Source organism: Nocardia sp. BMG51109, from assembly GCF_000526215.1.
Classification (GTDB): Bacteria; Actinomycetota; Actinomycetes; order Mycobacteriales; family Mycobacteriaceae; genus Nocardia.
This window is the reverse complement of sequence record NZ_JAFQ01000004.1, coordinates 3,076,740-3,100,202: the sequence shown is the minus strand read 5'-3', so window position 1 is coordinate 3,100,202 and position 23,463 is coordinate 3,076,740. Positions and strand designations below refer to the sequence as shown.

1 protein-coding gene (cut by a window edge) is annotated in these 23,463 nt (G+C 71.2%); it reads right to left on the bottom strand.

The features are described from left to right. Positions 1-23,463 carry the 5' end (the start) of a non-ribosomal peptide synthase/polyketide synthase gene (locus tag D892_RS0115555; RefSeq protein WP_156959521.1) on the bottom strand. The gene continues 29,493 nt to the left of window position 1, outside the view, so only the first 23,463 of its 52,956 coding nucleotides appear in the window; the start codon lies at positions 23,461-23,463; its stop codon lies off the left edge, out of view.

Sequence of the window (23,463 nt, the reverse complement as noted above, 5' to 3'; positions counted from 1 at the left end):
GGTGACGGTCACGCCCTCGGCGGCGATCAGCTCGGCCAGGTAGGCCGGATCGCGGTGCCCGTCCGACTTCGCGACGACCAGCCGGGCGCCGATCGGCAAGGGCCAGAAGAACTCCCACACCGACACGTCGAAGGTCGCCGGCGTCTTCTGCAGCACGACGTCCGCGGCGGTGAGCCCGTACTGCGACTGCATCCACACCAGGCGGTTCACGATCGCCCCGTGCGACACCGCGACGCCCTTCGGGCGACCGGTGGACCCGGAGGTGAAGATCACGTAGGCGGTGTTCTCCGGCCGCAGCGGCGCGCGCCGCTCGGCATCGGTGACCGGCTCGCCCGAATACCCGGACAGCTCCAGCAGATCGATGCGGACCTGCGCGGTCTCGATCTCCAGATCCGCGCCGGAGGTCAGCACGCACATCGGATCCGCGGTCGCGAGGATGTACTGCGTGCGCTCGGCCGGATGCTCCGGGTCCAGCGGCACGTAGGTTCCGCCCGCGACCGTCACCGCGTACATGCCGGCCACCAGGTCGATCGAGCGCCGCATGCCCAGGGCCACCAGGGATTCCGGCCCGACGCCGCGCTCGATCAGCCAGCGCGCCAATTTGTGGACGCGGGTGGCGAATTCGGCGTAGGACAGGGTCGTCCCCTCGAACGTCACCGCGGGTGCGTCGGGGGTGCGCTCGGCCTGCGCCTCGAACATCGCGGCCAGGTCGGCGCTCGGCACCGCACCGTCGGACAGCGCGGCCGCGACGTCGAAATCGGTGGCGTTCCACCGCGAGACGAGTATCTCGCGCTCGTCCGCGTGCAACAGCTCGATGCCGCCCACCGGGGCGTCGGGACCGTCGACGATCGCGCCGAGCACCCGGATCAGCCGCTCGGCGACGCCGCGCACCGTGTCCTCGTCGAACAGGTCCCGCAGGTATCCCGCCCGGATCCGCATGTTCTGCCGGTCGGCGTGGGTGTCGAGCTGCACGATCAGCGTCAGCGGGTAGTGCGTCGCGTCGGCGGCGTCCAGACCGGTGACGGCCATGCCGTCGATATCGGCGGCCTGCTGCCGGATGCCCTCGGCGTCCACCGGATACGACTCGAACACCACGAGGGTGTCGAACAGCCCGCCGACACCGGCGGCGGCCTGGATCTCGGTGAGACCGACGTAGTGGTGGTCCAGCAGGTCGGCCTGCTCGCCCTGGACGCGCACCAGCAGTTCCCGCGCCGACTCCGATTCGGCGAAACGCACCCGCACCGGCACGGTGTTGATGAACAGGCCCACCATGGATTCGACGCCGGACAGCTGCGGCGGCCGACCGGACACCGTCGTGCCGAACAGCACGTCCTCGCGACCGGTCCAGCGGCCCAACAGGATTCCCCAGGCGGTCTGCAGCACGGTGTTCGCGGTGACGCCGAGTTCCGCGGCCAGTTCGATGAGCCGTCCGGTGGACTCCTCGCCGAGCTCGAAGACGTATTCGCCGGACAGCGCGGTGATCTCGCGCCCGGCATCCGGCCGGGTGAGCAGCGTCGGCTCCGAGATCCCCCGCAGCGCCGTCGTCCAGGCCGCGATCGAGGCCGAGTGGTCCTGCCGCGCAACCCATTCCAGGAAGTGCCGGTAGGACCGCGCGGGCGGCAGGGCGGCGGTGTCGCCGCGAGTGGCGTACAGCACCAGCAGATCCCGCATCAGCAGCGGCATCGACCAGCCGTCGAGCAGGATGTGGTGGTTGGACACGGCCAGCCGCCAGGTGTCGGCCCCGACCCGGATCAGGGTGAACCGGATCAGCGGCGGCTCGGTGAGATCGAACCGGTGGATCCGGTCGGCGTCGATCAGGTCGGTGGCGTCACCGACGGCGTCGGGGGCGGCCGGGCGGCGATCGTGTTCCGCCCAGGCCACCTGCACGTCGTCGAGCACCAGTTGCACCGGGTTGCCCTCGGCATCGGTGACGAACGCGGTCCGCAGATTCTCGTAACGGTCGACGAGAGCCTGTGCGGCCGAACGCAATCGAGCAGCGTCGAGGCGACCGGTGAGGGTGAGCACCGCCTGCGCGGTGTAGACGTCGACCGAGGCAGCGGCCAGCTGGGCGTGGAACTGCAGGCCCGCCTGCAGCGCCGACAGCGGCCACACCTCGCGCAGGCCCGGGAAGCGCTGCTCCCAGCCGTCGATATCGCGCTGCGCGACGCGCACCAGCGGGAAGTCCGACGGAGTGTGCCCGCCGGCCTCGTCCGACTCCGCGTGCCGCGCCACGGCCTCGACCGCGGCGGTCCACAACCGCCCGAACTCGGCGACCGTGCCGGCGTCCAACAGCGTTGTCGGATAACCGATATTGGCGCTGAGCCGGTCGCCGACCACGATGGCATTGATGTCCAGCGGGGCCATCACCGGCATGTCGTCGTCGTAGCCGCCGCCGAGCGCGCCGAGTTCGGGCGCCGGGATCCAGCCGATGCCGCGCGCCTCCTCGGGCACCGTACTGTCGCCGACCCGGCCGAGGTAGTTGAAGCTCACCTGGCCGGGCAGCCGCTCGGGCAGCCGCGTCGCGGTGTCCGGGTTCAGGTAGCGCAGCAGGCCGTAGCCCAGGCCCTTGTCCGGGACGGCGAGCAACTGCTCCTTGACCGCCTGCACGGCCCGCCCCATCGCCGGGCCGCCGCTCAGCGCGTCGTCGATGTCGATGCCGGACAGGTCGATGCGCACCGGGAAGATCGCGGTGAACCAGCCGACCGTGCGCGACAGCTCCGCGCCCGGCACGACATCCTCCTCGCGCCCATGGCCTTCCAGGCGCATCAGCACGGAATCGTCCGCGGCGTCGGCGGATACCCGATCGGCGCGCCACTTCGCCAGCGCCAGCGCCAGCGCCGCCACCAGGCCGTCGTTGACACCGCCGTGGAACAGCTCCGGGACGGTCGTCAGCACGGTCCGGGTGACGTCCGCCGACAGCTCGACGCGATGCCGCTCCAGTACCCCGGACACGTCGACGTTCGGGTCCATCGGCCGCTCGGTGAGCAGCGGATCCGGGCCCTCGACCACCGCGCGCCACCGGTCGAGCTCGTCGGCGCGCTCGGCCGCCAGCCGCTCCAGCGCGTGCGCCCAGGTGCGCATGCTGGTGCCCGGCGCCGCCAGTTCCGGTGTCCGCCCGGCGGACAGCTGCCCCCACGCGGACAGGAAGTCGGGCACCAGGATGCGCCACGACACACCGTCGATGACCACGTGGTGGGCGACGACGACCAGGCGCCCCGCCCGCTCCGGGGCGGTATCCGATTCGCGGCCCGCCGCGGTATCCCGTTCGCGGCCCGCCGCGGTATCCCATTCGCGGCCCGCCGCTGCATCCCGTTCGCGGCCCGCCGCGGTCGGCTCCAGCCACACGAACCGGATCACCACGCCCGCTTCGGGATCCAACCGGTCCAGCGTGGAATCCAATGCGGCCGACGCGATCTCGAACAACTCGGCGTCGCCGGCAGCGGCGTCGAACTCGACCCGGTCGATCAGCGCGTCGGCGTCGACGGTGCCCGCCGGGGCGGTCTCCACGATCCACTCCGCGCCACCGTGCCGGCGCAGCCGCGCGCGCAGCATGTCGTGCCGGTCGATCACGGCGCCGACCGTCGCCACGATCCCCGCGCGGTCGATGCCGGCCGGAAGTTCCAGCGCCAGTGTCTGATTGAAGCGCCGGAACAGGCCCGGCCGCTCCACCATGAACCGCACCACCGGCGTCAGCGGCATGGCGCCCACACCGCCGCCGGGCAGCTCGGCCAGCACCGGCCGCGTCTCGCCCGCCGCGCCACCGGTTTCCGCGACCGCCGCCAGTCCGGCGACCGTGCGCTGCTCGAACACGTCGCGCGGGGTGATGATCACGCCGCGCGCCTTGGCCCGCGACACCAGCTGGATCGACACGATGCTGTCGCCGCCGAGCGCGAAGAACGAGTCGTCGACGCCGACCCGAGGCACGCCCAGCACCTCGCTGAAGACCTCGGCGAGGGTCTGCTCCAGCGGCGTGCGGGGAGCCCGGAACTCGGCCTCGGTCTCGAAGACCGGCTCCGGCAGCGCGCGGCGGTCCAGCTTGCCGACCCCGGTCAGCGGGATGCCGTCGAGCACCATGATCGACGACGGGACCATATAGGTCGGCACCCGCTCCTCGAGGTGCGCCCGCAGCGTCGCGGTGTCGATCGAATGTCCCGGCGCCGCAACCACATACGACACCAGCACGACCGCGCCCGCGGCGTTCTCGTGGCCGATGGTGGTGGCGAAGTCGACGGTCTCGTGCGCCGTCAGGGCGGTGTCGATCTCGCCCAGTTCGATGCGGAAGCCGCGCACCTTGACCTGGAAGTCCGAGCGCCCCACGTATTCCAGCCGGTACTCGGTGCGGCCGCCGGGCCGCGGCCGCGAGGTCCACCGGACCACGTCGCCGGTGCGGTACATCCGCTCGCCGTCCGCGTAGGGGTTCGCGACGAAACGGTCGGAGGTCAGCGCGGCGCGCGCGTGGTAGCCGCGCGTCACCTGCACACCGGCGACGTACAGCTCACCGGCCACCCCGTCGGGCACCGGCTGCAACCGGTTGTCCAGGACCAGCGACCGGATGCCGCGGTTCGGCCCGCCCATGGTCAGCGCGTCCCCCGGCAGCAACGGCTCACCGATATTGACCACGATGGTGGTCTCGGTGGGTCCGTAGATGTTGTGGAAAGCGCGCACGGGGCGATCCGGGAGCGATTCGTCGCCGAGCGGAATCGCCCACTTCGCCAGCAGCTCGGGCGAATACGCCTCGCCGCCGACCGCCAGCACGCGCAGGCTGTCCAGGCCGGTCGGGTCGAACGTCGCCAGCGCGGCCGGCGTGATGAACAGATGGGTGACCCGTTCGCGCCGGATCAGCCCGTACAGCTCCTCACCGCCGAACACGCCGGTGGGCACGACCACCAGCGCACCCGCCGGGCCGACCGCGAGCAGCAGCTCCATGAGCGAGGCGTCGAAGCTCGGCGACGAGAAATGCAGTGTGCGCGAATCGGAGTCGAGGGCGTAGCGCTCGACCTGCTCGGCGCAGAAGTTGGCCAGGCCGGCGTGCGGCACCACCACGCCCTTGGGCACACCGGTCGAGCCGGAGGTGTAGATGACATAGGCCAGGTTGTGCGGGCGCAACGGCCGCACCCGGTCGGCGTCGGTGACCGCCGCGGCGCTGTACGCGTCCGTATCCAGGTCCTCGAGCACCAGCCAGTCCACCGAATCCGGCAGGTCGGCGCGTACCGAGGCGACGGTCAGGCCGACGGGCGAACCCGAATCGGTGAGCATGTGTTCGATGCGATCGGCCGGATAGGTCGGATCGATCGGGACGAAGGCGGCACCGGACTTGGTGACGGCCCACTCCGCGAAGTACGAATCGCTCGACCGCGGCACCGCGATGGCCACCAGGTCCTCGGCACCCAGCCCGCGCTCGATCAGCAAGCGCGCCAGGCGATTCGACCGCTCGTCGAGTTCGGCATAGGTGAGCCGGACGTCCCGGAACACCACCGCCGTCGCCGACGGGGCGCGAGAGACCGCGTCCGCCAGCAGATCCGGCAGCGTCCGCGGCGGAACCTGCGGGCCGCCGGTGCGTTCCACCAGCTCGGCACGCTCGGCCGCGTCGAGGATATCGATGGCCCCGACGGCGATCTCCGGATCGGCGGCCACCGCCGCCAGCACCCGCTGCCAGCGCGTCACGATCGCGGCCGCGGTCGACTCGTCGAACAGCTCCGTCGCGTAGGTCAGCGCCAGAGCCATCCCACCCGCACGGGCGGCCGCGTTGTCCGACAGGGTGAACTGCAGGTCGAACCGGGCGATGTTCTCCTCGAGGTCCAGCGCCGACACGGCCAGACCGGGCAGTTCCAGGGTCGGGCGCTCCATGTTCTGGAACGACAGCGCCACCTGGAACAGCGGATTGCGGGCCTGCGACCGCTCCGGCGCCAGCAGGTCCACCAGCCGCTCGAACGGCACGTCGGCATTGCCGAACGCCTCGAGGTCGGTGTGCCGGACCCGGTCGAGCAGCGCGGTGAACGGCTCGGCCGGATCGACCCCGGCGCGCAGCACCAGGGTGTTGACGAACATGCCGACCAGGTCGTCCAGCGCCGCCTCGCCGCGACCGGCGATCGGGGTGCCGACGGCGATGTCGTCGCCGCCCGACAGCCGCGCCAGCAGCACCGTCAGCGCGCCGTGCAGCACCATGAACAGCGACGAACCCCGTTGCCGGGCAATATTTTCCAGCGCCGCCACCAGCTCCGGCGACAGCGTGGTGTGCAGCGTGGCGCCGCGATGCGAGGCCACGGCCGGGCGCGGCCGATCGACCGGCAGGGTCAGCTCGTCCGGCAGCCCGTCCAGCGCGCGCCGCCAGTACTCGACCTGCGCGGCCAGCAGCGATCCCGGATCGTCCTCGGAGCCGAGCACCGCCCGCTGCCACATCGCGAAGTCGGCGTACTGCACCGGCAACGGCGCCCAGCCGGGGGCCGCGCCCTGGGTGCGCGCGGTGTAGGCGCTCATCGTGTCCCGGGCCAGCGGGCCCATCGAGAAGCCGTCCGCCGCAATGTGATGCACCACGACGATCAGAACGTGGTCGGTGGTCGCGGCCGCCGACTCCACCCGGAACAGCCGGGCCCGCAGCGGGACCTCCTCGGCCACGTCGAAGCCGTCGGAGGCGAATTCCGCTGCCGCGGTGGTGAGATGAGACTCCTCGACCGGGTACGCGTGCAGATCGAGAGCGATCTGCTCGGCCGGGACGGTTACCTGCGTCGCGGTGCCGTCGCTCTCCGGATACCGGGTACGCAGCGACTCGTGCCGGCGCACCACGTCGAAGATCGCCAATTTCAGTGCGGCGATGTCCAATTCGCCGGTCAGCCGGATCGCCAGCGGCAGATTGTAGGCCGACGACGAGGTGTCGTACTGGTTCAGGAACCACATCCGCTGCTGCGCGAACGACAGCGGCGCGGGCTGCTCCGCCGACCGCTCGCGCGCCACCAGGCGCGGCCGGGCCTCGCCGCCGGAGTGCGACTCCAGGCGTGCCGCAAGGGATTCCACCGTCGGCGACTCGAACAGTGCCCGCACCGGGACCGAGAGGCCCAGCTCCGCACCGATCCGCGACACCACGCGGGTGGCGATCAGCGAGTTGCCGCCGAGGGCGAAGAAGTCGTCGTCGAGCCCGACCCGGGCCAGCTCCAGCACCTGCGCGAACACCGCGGCGACCGTCTCCTGCACCGGCGTCTCCGGCGCCCGGAAGGTCCGGGTCCGCGCGGCCGGCGCGGGCAGGGCGCGCCGGTCGAGTTTCCCGTTGACGGTCAACGGGATTCGATCGAGCAGCACGAACCCCGACGGCACCATGTAGGACGGCAGGCCGGCGGCGGCTCCGTCGCGGACGGCCTCCAGCGACGGCGCGGCATCCGGCTCGGGCACCAGATACGCGACGATGCGCTGATCGCCGGGCTGGTCCTCGCGCACGATCACGGCGGCCTGGGCGATGCCCGGCTGGGCCAGCACGGCGGCCTCGATTTCGCCGAGTTCGATCCGGAAGCCGCGGACCTTCACCTGATCGTCGGCGCGGCCCAGGTATTCCAGCTCCCCGCGCCGGTTCCAGCGCGCCACGTCACCCGTGCGGTACAGCAGGGACCCGGGCTCGCCCGCGCCCCCGAAGGGGTCGGCCACGAACCGCGCGGCGGTCAGGTCCGGTCGCCCGAGGTAGCCGCGCGACAGCTGCGGTCCGGCGACGTACATCTCACCGGCCACGCCGACCGGGACCGGCCGCAGCCGCTCGTCGAGCACGTACACCCGCAGCCCGGCGATCGCCCGCCCGACCACGCTGCCGGTGGCGGCGGCGATGGTGGCGGCGTCGAGCGCGCGGTACGACACGTGCACCGTGGTCTCGGTGATGCCGTACATGTTCACCAGCCGCGGCACCGAATCACCGTGCCGGGCAACCCAATCGGCGAGGCGGCGCAGTTCCAGCGCCTCGCCGCCGAACACCACGTAGCGCAGCGACAGCGGCCGGGCGACCGGCTCCGGGTGGTAGGACTGCTCCTCGGCGAGCTCCGCGGCGGCCAGCTGATAGAACGCCGACGGCGTCTGGTTCAGCACCGTGACCCGTTCGCGGCGCAGCAGTTCCAGGAACTGCTCGGGCGAGCGGGAGGTGTAGTAGTCGACCACGACCATGGTGCCGCCGAACAGCAGCGGGCCCCACAGCTCCCACACCGAGAAGTCGAAGGCGAAGGAGTGGAACATCGTCCACACGTCGCCGGGCCCGAAGCCGAAGTCGCGATCGGTATTGGCGAACAGCCGCACCACGTTCCGGTGCTCGACCGCGACGCCCTTCGGGCGTCCGGTGGAGCCGGAGGTGTAGATGACGTAGGCGATGTTCTCCGGGCTCAGCGGCGCGAGGCGATCCGCGTCGGTGATCGGTCCCTCACCCGCGTCGACCACATCGGGGACATCCATGCCGAAGTCGTCCATGAGGACCCTCGGCAGGCCGCGCGGCAGGTCGACATCGATACTGCTGTCGACGATCACGCTCGCGGGCCGGGCGTCGGAGAGCACGTAGGCGATGCGCTCGGCCGGGTAGCTCGGATCGACCGGCACGTAGCCGGCGCCGGACTTGATCACCGCGAGCAGTGCCACCACGAGGTCGGCCGACCGCGGCAGGATGACCGCCACCAGCGTCTCCGGACCCACCCCGTCGTCGATCAGCCTGCGCGCCAACTGGTTCGCGCGCTGATCCAGCGACTCGTAGGTGACCCGGTCCTCGCCGAAGATGACCGCGACGCGATCGGAGTGCGCGCGGACCGCGGCGTCGAACACGTCCGACAGCGTCGCGCGGCGATCGGCGAGACGTTCGGCGGCCGTGCCGATTCTGGCCCGGCCGGAGGCGAGGACGTCGTTCCCGGACGACACCCACCGCTGCGACACGTCCAGCCGCTCGGCCTCGCCGAGCAGATCGATATCACCCACGATCGCGGCGGGATCCTCGACGATGCTGCGCAGGATCCGCAGGAAGCGCTCGGTGAACGCGGTGATCGTCTCCGGATCGAACAGATCGGTGGCGTAGTTCCAGGACAGCCCCAAACCGCCATCACCAGTGGAGCTTTCGGAGCCGACGGTCAGCTGCACATCGAATTTCGCCACGCCCGGGTCGAATTCGACGACGCCGACCTCCAGCCCCGGCAGGGATACGGTGGTGGCGTCGCGCTGCCCGGCGGCCTCGAACGTGAGCGCCACCTGGAACAGCGGATGATGCGCCTGCGAGCGCACGGGGCTCAGCACGTCCACCAGCTGCTCGAACGGCACGTCGGCGTGCGCGAACGCGGCCAGGTCGGTGCGCCGGACGGCCTCCAGCAGATCGGTGAACACGGCGTCGGGCCGCACCTCGGTGCGCAGCACCAGGGTGTTGACGAACATGCCGATCAGGTCGTCCAGCGCGCGCTCGCCGCGGCCCGCGATCGGAGTACCGATGGCGATATCGCTGCTGCCCGCCTGCCGGGCCGCCCAGGTCGCCAGCGCCGCATGCATCAGCATGAACAGCGTGACCCCGCGCGAGCGCGCGAGTTCCACCAGCGCGGCATGCAATTCGGCGTCGATCGAGAACTCGTGGGTGGCACCGGCATTGGTGGCCACCTCCGGCCGCGGCCGGTCCGCGGGCAGCTCGATCTGATCGGGCAGGTCGCGCAGTTGCTCGGTCCAGTAGGCGATCTGGCGGGCGGCGAGCGACTGCGGATCGCGCTCGGCGCCGAGCACCTCGTGCTGCCACAGCGCGTAGTCGGCGTACTGCACCTCGAGCGGCGCCCACTGCGGCGCCTCGCCCTGCGCGCGGGCGGCGTAGGCGGCGACGATGTCCCGCAGCAGCGGGCGCAGCGAGAAGCCGTCGGCGCTGATGTGGTGCGCCACCAGGACCACCACGTGCTCGGCCGGCGCCACCGTCAGCAGGGTGGCGCGGAACGGCAGATCCCGGGTCACGTCGAAGAAGACGCCGACGAGTTCGGCGACGCGCGAAGGCAGTTCGGCGGCCGTGATCGTCTCGGCGGCCAGTTCGAAGCCCGCCTCGTCGACGGTCAGCACCCGCTGGTAGCCCGTGCCGTCCACGTCGGGGTAGACGGTGCGCAGCGACTCGTGCCGGGCCGTCACGTCCCGCACCGCGGCGGCGAATACCGCCGGGTCGAGTTCACCGGTCAGCCGCACCGCGACCGGGATGTTGTCGACGGCGGTGCGGCTGTCGAGCCGGTTGAGGAACCACATCCGCCGCTGCGCCGGCGACAGCGGCACCAGCCGGGCCGCCTCGCCGGTCGGCAGGATCACCGGCGCCGGGCGCTGCCGCGCGGCCAGCGGCGTCCGGCCGCCCTCTCCCGCATGCGATTCCACCCGTGCGGCCAGCGCGGCCACGGTGGGCGCCTCGAACAACAGCCGCACCGGCACCTCGGTGTCCAGGGCGGCGCCGAGGCGGGCGGTGACCTGGGTGGCGATCAGCGAGTTGCCGCCCAGTTCGAAGAAGTCGTCGTCGAGGCCCACGCGCTCGAGGCCGAGCAGCTCGCCGACGGTATCGGCGACCGCCTGTTCGACCGAGGTGGCCGGGGCCCGGAAGACCTTGGCGGCGAAGGTCGGCGCAGGCAGCGCCCGGCGGTCCAGCTTGCCGGAGGCGTTCAGCGGGAACTCGTCGAGCAGCACGTACGCCGTCGGCACCATGTAAGACGGAAGCCGGTGCGCCAGAGCGGCTTTCACCTCGTCCGTGGCCACCGTCGCACCGGCGGCCGGGACCAGGTAGGCAACCAGCTGATCGCCGGTGCGTTCGTCGCCGCGCACCACGACCACCGCCTGCGCGACGTCGTCGAGGGCGGTCAGCGCGGATTCGATCTCGCCCAGCTCGATGCGCTGGCCGCGCAGCTTCACCTGGAAATCGGTGCGGCCGAGATAGACGAGCTCACCGGCGGTGCCGGATTCGGCGGTCCAGGCCACCAGGTCACCGGTGCGGTACAGCCGTTCGCCGTCGCCGAACGGGCTGGCCACGAACCGATCCGCGGTCAGGTCCGGCCGCGCCACGTAACCGCGCGCCAGCTGCGCGCCCGCCAGATACAGCTCACCCGCGACACCCACCGGAACCGGCCGCAGCCGCGAATCCAGCACGTACACCTGGGTGTTGAACACCGGCGCGCCGATCGGCACCGAACCGGTGTCGGCCTCGGTCACCTCGTGGTGGGTGACGTCGACCGCGGCCTCGGTCGGGCCGTACAGGTTGTGCAGCCGGGCGCCGGTCCGCAGCCGCAACCGCTGCGCGGTCGCCGCGGGCAGCGCCTCACCGGAGGCGAAAACGTTACGGAGACCGGTGCATTCGCCGATCCGATCGGCCGCCACGAAGGCCGCCAGCATGGACGGCACGAAGTGGGTGACCGTGACACCCTCGTCGACGATCAGCGCGGCCAGATAGGCCGGATCGCGGTGGCCGTCCGGCCGCGCCACCACCAGCCGGGCACCGACCTGCAAGGGCCAGAAGAACTCCCACACCGACACGTCGAAGGTCGCGGGCGTCTTCTGCAGCACCACGTCGTCGGCGGACAGGCCGTACTGGGCGTGCATCCACACCAGGCGGTTGACGATGGCCGCGTGGCTCACCGCCACACCCTTCGGGCGGCCGGTCGAGCCGGACGTGAAGATCACGTAGGCGGTGTTCGACGGATACAGCGGCGCACCGCGGTCCGCGTCGGTCAGCGGGGTGGCGGCGAGATCGTCCAGCTCCAGCCGATCGATCCGCACGGCCGCGTCCGCGCCGTCCGGCAGATCGACCGCATCGCGCGAGGTCGTCAGCACGCACACCGGTTGCGCGGTATCGAGGATGTAGCGGGTGCGCTCGGCAGGATGATCCGGATCCAGCGGCACGTACGCGCCACCGGCGGCCGTCACCGCGTACATGCCGACCACCAGGTCCAGCGAGCGCCGCATGCCCAGGGCGACAAGCGATTCCGGCCCCACGCCCTGTCCGATCAGCCAGCGCGCCAGCCGGTGCACCCGGGCGGCGAACTCGGCATAGGACAGACTCGTCCCCTCGAACGTCACCGCCGTCGCGGCGGGACCCCGCGCCACCTGCGCCTCGAACAGCGAGGCCAGGGTCGCCGCGGCGTCGTCGGAGGCCCGGGGCAGCGCCGCGTCCAGCGGAAACTCCGTGTCGTTCCAGTACCGCAGCACCAGCGCGTGCTCGGTCGGGTCGAGCAGTTCCAGATCGCCGACCGGGGTGGTCGGATCGGCGGCCACACCGCCGAGCATCCGCAGGAACCGCTGCACGAAGGTCGCGGCGAACTCGGCGTCGAAAAGGTCGGCGGCATAGACGAGTTCGGCCGTCATCGCCGAATCCTCGCCCTCGCCGGCCGGCTGCTCCGACAGGGTCAGCTGCAGATCGAATTTCGCCGTCGGCGGATCGACGCCGAGTTCCGACACCGTCAGGCCCGGCAGTTCCAGGGCGGTGTGGCCGACGTTCTGGAACGTCAGCATCACCTGGAACAGCGGATGCCGGCCCTGCGCGCGGGCGGGTTCGAGCACGTCCACCAGCCGTTCGAACGGAACGCCCGCATGCGCGAAGGCGGCCAGGTCGCGCTCGCGGACCTGGGCCAGCAGATCGGTGAACGTCGCGCCGGTGTCGACCTCGGTCCACAGCACCAGCGTGTTGACGACCATGCCCACCAGATCGTCGAGCGCCTGCTCGCCGCGACCGGCGACCGGCGTCCCGATGGCGATGTCCTCGGTGCCGCTCAACCGCGCCAGCATCGCGGCGAAGGCGCTGTGCACCACCATGAACAGCGTGCTGCCGTGGCGGCGCGCGATGGCGCCGAGCTGCTCGACGAGCGGTCCGGGCACCTCGAACCGGTGCGTCCCGGCCCGGTAGGCGGCCACCGCCGGCCGCGGCCGGGTCGACAGCCGCAGTTCGTCCGGCAGACCCGACAGCGTGGTGCGCCAGAAGTCGAGCTGCTGGGACATCACCGAGCGCGGATCGTCCTCGGACCCGAGCGTATCCAGTTGCCACAGCGCGTAATCCACGTACTGGACCGGCAGCGGCGGCCAGTCGGGCACCTGGCCGGCCGCGCGCGCCAGGTACGCGGTCATCAGGTCGCGCACCAGCGGGCGCATCGAGAATCCGTCGGCCGCGATGTGGTGCGCCACCACCACCAGGACCCGATCCTCGTCGCCGAGTTCGTAGACGCGCAGCCGCACCGGGGGTTCGGCGGTGACGTCGAAGCCGCGGTCGATGAATTCGCCCACCTGGCCCAGCAACTCGTCCGTGCCGGCGGGAACCACGTCGATGTCCGGAACGGCCTGCGCGGACGGCAGCACCTGCTGATAGCCGATGCCGTCGGCGGACGGGTAGACCGTGCGCAGCGATTCGTGCCGCGCCACCACGTCGGCGACCGCGCCGCGCAGCGCGTCGAGGTCGAGCGCACCTGTGAAGCGGACCGCGACGGGGATGTTGTCGGCCGCCGAACCGCTGTCGAACCGGTTCAGGAACCACATCCGCTGCTGCGACGGCGACAACGGCGGGCGCTCGGGGCGCGGACGGGCTGTGAGCGGCCGGCGCGCACCGGTTCCGGCGCGCGCGCCGACGCGGGCGGCCAGTCCTGTCACGGTCGGCGCCTCGAACAGCGCCCGGACACCGACCTCGGCGTCCAGCGCGGCCGCCAGGCGCGCGGTGACCTGGGTGGCGATCAGCGAGTTGCCGCCGAGTTCGAAGAAGTCGTCGTCGGCGCCGACGCGTTCGACGCCGAGCAGATCGGCGAAGATGCCCGCGACGATCTCCTCCAGCGGCGTTGCCGGAGCGCGGTATTCGCGCGGCGCCAGTTCGGGTTCCGGCAGCGCCTTGCGGTCCAGCTTGCCCACCGGGGTCAGCGGGATCTCGTCGAGCACCATGATGACCGTCGGCACCATGTAGGCCGGCAGCCGGTCGGCGACGTGCGCCGACAGGGCGGCGACATCCACCGCGCGGCGGCCGACCGGCCGGGTGCCCGGCGTGATTTCGGCAGCGGCCGCGGCGGTGTCCGGCGACGCCGCCTCGGAATCCGGCCGGGCAGCCTCCTCGCCCGTGCCGAGCCCCCGCTCGCCGGAGTCGGCGACCGGTCGCACGTAGGACACCAGGAACGTCGAACCCGCCTCGTTGGTGCGGCCGACCGTCACGGCGAAGTCCACGTCCGGATGGCTCGTCAGCGCGGCGTCGATCTCGCCGAGCTCGATCCGGAAGCCGCGGATCTTCACCTGGAAGTCGTTGCGGCCCACGTACTCCACCACGGGGTCACCGGCCGCGTCGCGCCGCCAGCGCACCACGTCGCCCGTGCGGTACAGCCGCTCACCCGGCGCCCCGTAGGGGTCGGCCACGAAGCGGTCTGCGGTCAGCGCCGGGCGCGCGAGATAGCCGCGGGCCAACTGGATTCCGCCGACGTACAGCTCGCCGACCACGCCCTCGGGCACCGGACGCAGCCGCGCGTCCAGCACCAGCGCCCGCATGCCGCGCACCGGGCCGCCGATGGTCACCGGATCGCCCGGCAGCAGCGGGGCGCTGATATTGGTCGCGACGGTCGCCTCGGTGGGGCCGTAGGCGTTGAACAGCTTCCGCTCGCCCGAATCGCCGGGCACCACGGCCCATTTCGCGACCAGGTCCGCGGTCAGCGCCTCGCCGCCGGCGATGATGGCGCGCATACCGGTCAGCGCCGCCGGATCCAGCGAGGCCAGCACCGACGGCGTGATCAGGCCGACCGTGACGCGTTCGCGGGAGATCAGCTCGCCGAGCTCGTCGCCGCCGTAGGTGCCCGGCGGCACCACGACCAGCGCGCCCGCCGAGCCGACGGCGAGCAGCAGCTCCAGCACCGACGCGTCGAACGACGGCGAGGCGAACGCCAGCGCGCGCGAATCCCGGTCCAGGCCATAGCGTTCCACCTGCAACGCGGTGAAGTTCGCCAGGCCGGCGTGGCTGACCACCACGCCCTTGGGCACACCGGTGGAGCCCGACGTGTAGATCACGTACGCGACGTTCCCGGGGCGCAGCACGCCCGCGCGGTCGGCATCGGTGATCGGATCGGCGGACCGCGCCGCGACCCCGGCGGCGAACTCCGGCTCGTCGACCGACAGCCATTCGCCGTCGGCGATCGGCGGCAGCCCGTCCACCTCGGCCATGGTCGTAATACCCAGCCGCGCACCGGAATCCGACATCATGTGGGTGATGCGCTCGGCGGGGTAGGCCGGATCGACGGGCAGGAAGGCGGCACCGGCGCGGGCCACCGCCCACACCGCCCGGATCTGCTCCGGCGACCGCGGAACGGCCACGGCCACCAGCACATCCGGCCCGGCCCCGCGCGCGATCAGCGCCCGCGCCAGCCGCGCCGACGACTCGTCGAGTTCGGCGTAGCTGAGCGAACGATCCCGGAAGACGACGGCCTGCGCCTCGGGATCGACGGCCGCGGCGGCCGCCAGCAGCTCCGGCAGGGTGCGCGGCGGCACGGCCGGGCCGCCGGTGCGATCCAGCAGATCGCCGCGCTCGGACTCCGCCAGGATCTCGAGTTCACCGATCGGCAGCTCGGGCCGCTCGGTGATCTCGTCGAGCAGCCGCATGAAGCGGGACGCGAACTCCTGCACGGTGTCGTCGTCGAACAGGTCGCGGGCGAAGGAGAATTCGCCCAGCATGCCGCCGTCGGTGCCCTCGCCGGCCTCCCGAAGGGTCAGCGACAGATCGAATTTCGCGGTGTCGACCTCGAAATCGACCGTGGAGACCCGCAATCCGGGCAGCTCGAAGGAGTTCTCGGGCAGGTTCTCGAACGACAGCGCCACCTGGAACAGCGGATGGCGCGCCTGCGACCGGGCCGGATTCAGCACCTCCACGAGCCGCTCGAACGGCACGTCGGCGTGCGCGAACGCCTGCAGGTCGGTGTTGCGGGCCTGCCCGAGCAGCTGCGCGAAGGTCTGGGCGCCGTCGACGTCGGTGCGCAGCACGAGCGTGTTGACGAACATGCCGATCAGGTCGTCGAGCGCGGCCTCGCCGCGGCCGGCCACCGGCGTGCCGATGGCGATATCCGACGTGCCGGACAACCGGGCCAGCAGCACGGCCAGCGCGCTGTGCATGACCATGAACAGCGACGCGTTGTGCCGACGGCCGAGTTCCACCAGCCGGACCTGGGTGTCGGGCGAGATCACCAGCGAGTGCACGCCACCGCGATAGGACGCCACGGCCGGCCGCGGCCGGTCCGCGGGGAGCACCAATTCGTCGGGGAGATCGGCGAGTTCGCGCCGCCAGTGCCGGATCTGGTCGGAGATCAGCGAATTCGGATCGTCCTCGGAACCCAGCATCTCGCGCTGCCACAGCGCGTAATCGGCGTACTGCACCGGCAGCTGCACCCAGGCCGGCTGCTCCCACATGGTGCGCGCGGCGTAGGCGATCATGACGTCGCGGGCCAGCGGCCCCATCGACCAGCCGTCGGCCGAGATGTGGTGCACCACCATGCCGAGCACGTACTCGGATTCGCTGATCTCGAACAGCCGGGCGTGCAGCGGCACCTCGTTGGTGACGTCGAACGCCATGGTGGCCAGCTCGATCAGGTGCGCGATCAGGTTGTTCTCGGTCACCGGGACCGGCGTCAGGTCGGGCACGATCTGCGCCGCGTCCAGCACCACCTGGACCGGCGCGCTGCCGGTCTCCGGGAACACCGTGCGCAGCGATTCGTGCCGGTCGATCACGTCGATGACCGCGACCTGCAGCGCCGCCACGTCGAGCTCACCGGACAGCCGGATGGCGACCGGGATGTTGTTCACCGCCGACGCGGTGTCGTACCGGTTGAGGAACCACATCCGCTGCTGCGCCAGCGACAGCGGCACCTCCTCGGGCCGCTCCCGGGCGACCAGCGCCTTGCGCGCCCCGTCACCGGCATGCGATTCCACTCGCGCGGCGAGCGCGGCAACGGTGCTGGCCTCGAACAGCATTCGGACCGGCACCCGGGTGTCCAGCGCCGTGCCCAGGCGGGCGGCCACCTGGGTCGCGATCAGCGAGTTGCCGCCGAGCGCGAAGAAGTCGTCGTCGACGCCGACCCGGACGATGCCGAGCACCTCGCCGAAGATCTGCGCGACGATCTCCTCGATCGGCGTTGTCGGAGAACGAAATTCGGAGACCGCGAACAGCGGCGCGGGCAGCGCCCGGCGGTCCAGCTTGCCCGAGGCGTTGAGCGGGAACTCGTCCAGCGTGACCACGGCCGAGGGCACCATGTAGGCCGGAAGGCGCTGCACCAGAAAGGCCTTCACGGTCTCGCCGTCGACGCCGGAGTCGGCCGCGGGCACCACGTAGGCCACCAGCTGGTCGCCGGTCACCGTGTCGATGATCAGCACCACGGCCTGGTTCACGTCGGGGTGATCGAGCAGCGCGGCCTCGATCTCGCCGAGTTCGATGCGCTGGCCGCGGAACTTCACCTGGAAGTCGGTGCGGCCGATGTACTCGAGAACACCGGGCTCCGGCACACCGGGCTTCGAGCCGCCCGCATCCGAGCCGTGCACATTCGGGCCGTGCACATTCGGGCCGTGGCCATCGGCGGCGGCCCAGCGCACCAGGTCGCCGGTGCGGTACAGGCGGCTGCCGGGCTCGCCGTAGGGATTGGCGACGAAGCGTTCGGCGGTCAGATCCGCGCGACCCTGATAGCCGCGGGCGATCTGAGCGCCGCCCAGGTACAGCTCGCCCGGCACCCCGACGGGCACCGGCCGCAGGCTCTCGTCGAGCACGAACGCTTGGGCATTCCATACCGGGCGGCCGATCGGCACGGCGGGGTAACCGTTTTCGGCGGGCAGCGTCCACGCGGTGGCGTTGACCGTGAACTCGGTGGGGCCGTACAGGTTGTGCACCGTGGCGGCGCTGAACCGGCGGAAGGCCGACACGGCGGCCGGCGGCAGCGCCTCACCGCCCACGAAAACCGCACGCAGCGGCAGGCATTCCTCGGCCGAGGCGCTGGAGGAGAACACCGGCAGCAACGACGGCACGAACGAGGTGTGGGTGACCCGGTGCCGCGCGATCACCTCGGACAGATACATCGGGTCGCGGTGGCCGTCGGGCACGGCGACGATCACCTTGGCGCCGACGGCCAGAGTGGCGAACAGCTCCCACAGCGAGGCGTCGAAGGTGAACGGCGTCTTGTGCAGCGCGACGGTGGTCTCGTCGAGGCCGAATTCCGCGATCTTCCAGGAGATCTGGTTCACCATCGCGGCATGGGTCACCGCGACGCCCTTGGGCCGGCCGGTGGAGCCGGAGGTGTACAGCACGTAGGCGACGTGCCCGGGGCGCAGTGGTCCGCGCCGCTCCTCGGAAGTGACAGGCGCGGAATCGAATTCACTCAGGTCGACCGTGTCGACATACACGGTCGAGCAGTCGTCGGCCGTGACGTCGTCGTGTGTGGTGGTGAGCAGCACCACCGGCTTCGAGCTGTCCAGCACGTATTCGGTGCGCTCGTCCGGGTGGTCCGGATCGATCGGCACGTAGCCGCCGCCGGCGGCCAGCGTCGCGTACACCGCGACGTACATGTCGATCGACCGCCGCATCCCGACGGCGACCAGCGACTCGGGGCCGACGCCCTCGTCGATCAGCTTGCGCGCCAACCGGTTCACGCGCTCGGCGAACTCGGCGTAGGTCAGCTCACCGGCCGGGCCGAATTCGTCGTCGCGGTCGCTCGGGTCGAAGATCAGCGCGGTCGCCTGCGGGCGCACCCGCACCCGCTCGGCGAACAGGTCCAGCACGGTGGTGAGCGATTCGCCCGCGGTACCCGATTCGCGGCCCGCCGCGGTCGGCAACTCGCGTGCCGTGCGGTTCCAGTCGGCCAGCACCGTCCGGCGCTCGGCGTCGTCGAGGATCTCGATATCGCGCACCCGCGCCTCCGGCGCGGTCACGGCGGCGGTGAGCACCCGCAGGTAGCGGCGGGCGAACTCGGCCACGGTGGACTCGTCGAACAGGTCGGTGGCATACGACACCACCGCCGACACCCCGGCCGGATGGCCGTCGCTGTCGCGCTGCTCGGTCAGCGTCCAGACCAGGTCGAACTTGGCGATGTCGACGGTCAGTTCCTCCGCCGACACCGTGAGCCCCGCCATCTCCATGGTGGCGTGCGACAGCTCCTGGAACGACAGCATCACCTGGAACAGCGGGTGCCGCGCCTGGGAGCGGGTCGGGTTCAGCACCTCCACCAAGCGCTCGAACGGCACGTCGGCGTTGGCGAAGGCGGCCAGATCGGCGTCGCGGGTGCGGCCGAGCAACTCGGTGAACCGCTCGGCCCCGTCCACCTCGGTGCGCAGCACCAGCGTGTTGACGAACATGCCGATCAGGTTGTCGAGGGCCTGTTCGCCGCGGCCGGCGACCGGGCTGCCGATCGCGATGTCGCCGGTCCCCGACAGCCGCGCCAGCAGCAGCGCCAGCGCGGAGTGCAACACCATGAACAGCGAAACACCCTGCGCCCGAGCCAGTCCCGCCAGCTCGGCATGCAGCTGCGGATCGATGTCGAAGGTGACGCGGCTGCCGTGGAAGCTCTGCACCGGCGGGCGCTGCCGGTCGGTGGGCAGGTCCAGCTGGTCCGGCAGCCCGGCCAGCGTCCGGCGCCAGTGCGAGATCTGCTGGGAGGCAATGGACTCCGGATCGGATTCGGAGCCCAGCAGCTCGCGCTGCCAGAGGCTGAAGTCGGCGTACTGCACCGGCAGCGGCGACCAGCCCGGTTCCTGCCCGGTCACCCGGGCCAGGTAGGCGGCGGCCATGTCCCGCGCCAGCGGGCCGAACGAGAAACCGTCGGCGGCGATGTGATGCACCACGAAGGCCACCGCGTAGTCGTCGGCGTGCTCGGCGTCGGCGAGCGCGGCGCCGGCCACCCGGTGCACCCGGATCCGGATCGGCAGGCCCCGCGATACGTCGAAGCCGGTGGAGGCGAATTCGGCCAGCACACCGGGCAGTTCGGCCTCGCCGGTGTCGCGCACCTCGATGCCGAGGTCGACCTCCTCGATCGGCACCACCCGCTGGTAACCGCCGTCCTCGGATTCGGGGAAGATCGTGCGCAGCGACTCCTGGCGGCCGATCACGTCGAGCAGCGCCGCCTGCAGCGATTCCAGGTCGATCTCGCCGCTCAACCGCACCACGAACGGCAGGTTGTAGGTCGGCACGCTCGGATCGAACTGGTTGATGAACCACATCCGCTGCTGTGCCAGCGACAGCGGCACCCGCTCCGGCCGCGGCTGCGCCACCAGCGGCGGGCGGGAAACGCTTGCGGGCGTGGCGGATTCGACCCGCACCGCGAGCGCGGCCACGGTCGGCGTCTCGAACAGCGCGCGGACACCCAGCTGGATGCCGAACGCCGCGGAGATCCGGGCGACCACCTGGGTCGCGACCAGCGAGTTGCCGCCCAGGTCGAAGAAGTTGTCGTCGATGCCGACCCGCTCGTGCCCGAGCACGTCGCCGAAGACACCCGCGACGATCTCCTCCACCTGGTTGCGCGGAGCCCGGTACCCGGCGGCGTCGGCACTGAACACGGGCGTCGGCAACGCCTTTCGGTCCAGCTTGCCGGAGGTGTTGAGCGGCAGCGCATCCAGCACCATGATCGACGCCGGCACCATGTAGGCGGGCAGCTGCTCGCTCGCGTACCGGGTCAGCTCGGCCGGATCGACCGACAGCCCCGGCGCGGCCACGACATACGCGGCCAGCTGCTGACCGGTGGCGGTATCGGCCACCAGCACCACGGCCTGGCCGACGGCGGGATGGGCCAGCAGATCGGTCTCGATCTCGCCGAGTTCGATGCGCTGGCCGCGGAACTTCACCTGGAAGTCGGTGCGGCCGATGTATTCGAGAGCACCGTACTCGAGCCCGTCCGCGTGCGCGGAGCGAACACTCCAGCGGACCAGGTCACCCGTGCGGTACATGCGCGCGCCGGATTCGGAGAACGGATTGGCGACGAACCGGTCCGAGGTCAGGTCCGCGCGGCCCAGGTAGCCGCGCGCCAGCTGGCGACCGGCCAGATACAGCTCGCCCGGGGCGCCGATCGCGGCGGGTCGCAGCCGCGAATCCAGCACGTAGACTTCGACATTCCATTCCGGACGGCCGATCGGCACCGTGCCGGTGTCCGCCTCGGTCGCCTCCCAGTGGGTCACCGATACCGCGGCCTCGGTGGGGCCGTACAGGTTGTGCAGTCCGGCTCCGGTGACCTGCCGGAACCGCGTGGCGGTCTCCGGCGGCAGGGCCTCGCCGATGACGAAAACCGTACGCAGCGAGGCGCATTGCGCGGGGGTGGCATACGAGACGAACACCGTCAGCATGGACGGCACGAAATCGGTCACGGTCACGCCGTGCCGCTCGATCGTCTCCGCCACGTACACGGGGTCGCGATGCCCGTCCGGGGTCGCGATCACCAGCTTCGCACCGGTCATCAGGGGCAGGAAGTAGCCCCACAGCGAGACGTCGAAGGTGGTCGCGGTCTTCTGCAGGTAGACGTCGTCGCCGGTCAGGCCGTACTCGTGCAGCATCCACAGCTGCTGGTTGACGATCGCGCGATGGGTGACCGCCACGCCCTTGGGCCGGCCGGTGGAACCGGAGGTGTAGATGACGTAGGCGGTGTTGTCCGGCCGCAGCGGCGCCGGACGCTCCTCGTCGGCGATCGGAGCGTCGGAAAAGTCCTGGGTGTCCAGGGTGTCGATCGCAACCCGCCGCACCGAATCCGGCAATTCCGGCTCGTCGCCCGATACGGTGAGAACGCACACGGGAGAAGCGGATTCGAGAATGAAGGCGGTGCGCTCGGCCGGATGATCGGGATCGATCGGCACGTACGCGCCACCGGCCCGCAGCACCGCGTGCATGCCGATCAGGAGCTCCAGGGAGCGCCGCATACCCAGGGCGACAAGCGATTCCGGCCCGACGCCGTCGGCGATCAGGGCGCGCGCCAGCCGGTTGACCCGGGCGCCGAACTCGGCGTAGGTCAGCGTATCGCCCTCGAAATCGACCGCGATATCGTTGGGGCTCAGCGCTATCCGGTCGTCCAGCAGCGCCGTCAGGGTGGTGTCGGGCACCTCGTGGTCGGCGTCGTTCCAGGCCGCCAGCGTGCGATCCAGCTCCGACTCGGTGGTGATCGGCAGTTCCCACAGCACCTGCTCGGCCTCGGCCGCCAGGAACCGCTCGAAGAACTCCAGGAAACGCGAATGATGCTGGTGCGCTTCGTCTTCGGTGTAGAGGTTCGGGTTGGTCTCGAAGTCGATGCGGGACCGCTCACCGCCCGCGGACTGATAGAAATTGACGCCCAGGTCCTCGATCGACCCGGTCGACAGCACGTGCATCTGCCCGACCATCGTCCCGAGGATCGCCTGGTCGTTGAACAGCATGATGTTGAGCCACGGGCCGAAGAACTCCGTGGTGACCGCCTCGCCCACGGTGCCCGGCTCGCGGCCGGCCGTGGCGGCGTCGCGGCGGATGTCCTCGTGCCGGTACCGCTGATGCCGCAGCGCGCCCGACACCTCCACCGTCACGGCCTTCAGCAGGTCGGCCACGGTCGTGCGATGGCCGACCGGCAGCCGCAGCGGCACGATATTGGAGGTCACGTGGGCCGAGCGCCGCATCGCCGCGGTCGTGCGCGCGGTCACCGGCAGGCTGAGGATGACGTCCTCCGAGCCGGTCCACTGCGCCAGGTAGGTCGCGAAACCCGCGATCAGCAGCGCCGCCGGCGAGGAATCGTGCCGCCGCACGGCCGCTTCCATCAGCTCGTTCTGCGACGGCGACAGCTCCACACTCGACACGCCGTTCAGCGGAGCGGGCGGGGCCGAATGCCCGGCCAGGCTGGTGGCGCCCTCGAAATCGCGTACCCGCTGCGCCCAGTGCTCCTTGTCGGACCGGAAGCGCGTGCTCTCCCGGTAGGCGAACTCCGACTCGACCAGCTCCCGCAGGCCGGTGGTGGCCTTCATCGGGGCCGTCTCGGCCCCGTGGTACATGGCCGTGTAGTGCTCCGCCATGCGGATCAGGTAGTTCACCGCACCGAAGCCGTCGAGCATGATGTGGTGGCAGCGCAGGTACAGGAAGCAGCGGTCGTCGCGCAGGTGCAGCACCACGATGCGCAGCAGCGCGGTGTGCGAGATCATATTCAGCGGCCGGCTGTACTCGGCGCGCATCCACTCCTGCGCCGCCGCCTCGGGATCCGCCTCGCCGCGCAGGTCGATGTAACCGATTTCGTCGCGATCGGGAATCGTGGGGTCCAGGAACAGCCACGGCGTACCGTCCCGCTCGGTGATGCGGACGAAGCCGTCCATCTCGAGCGCGGTCCGGATCGTGGCCTCCCGGAGCAGGGAACGATCCGGCTCGCCCGGCAGGTCGATGTACTGGGCGATGTTGATCGGCACCTGCGGATCGAGGTGCTGGGCATACCAGATCCCGAGCTGCGCCGGGGTCAGCGGGATGAGATCCTCCCCCGAGTTCGGCGTAGGCGCCACCTCGCTGCCAGCTTCGCCGTTTCCGCCGAAATCCAGCCGGTCCAACCGTAACCTCAC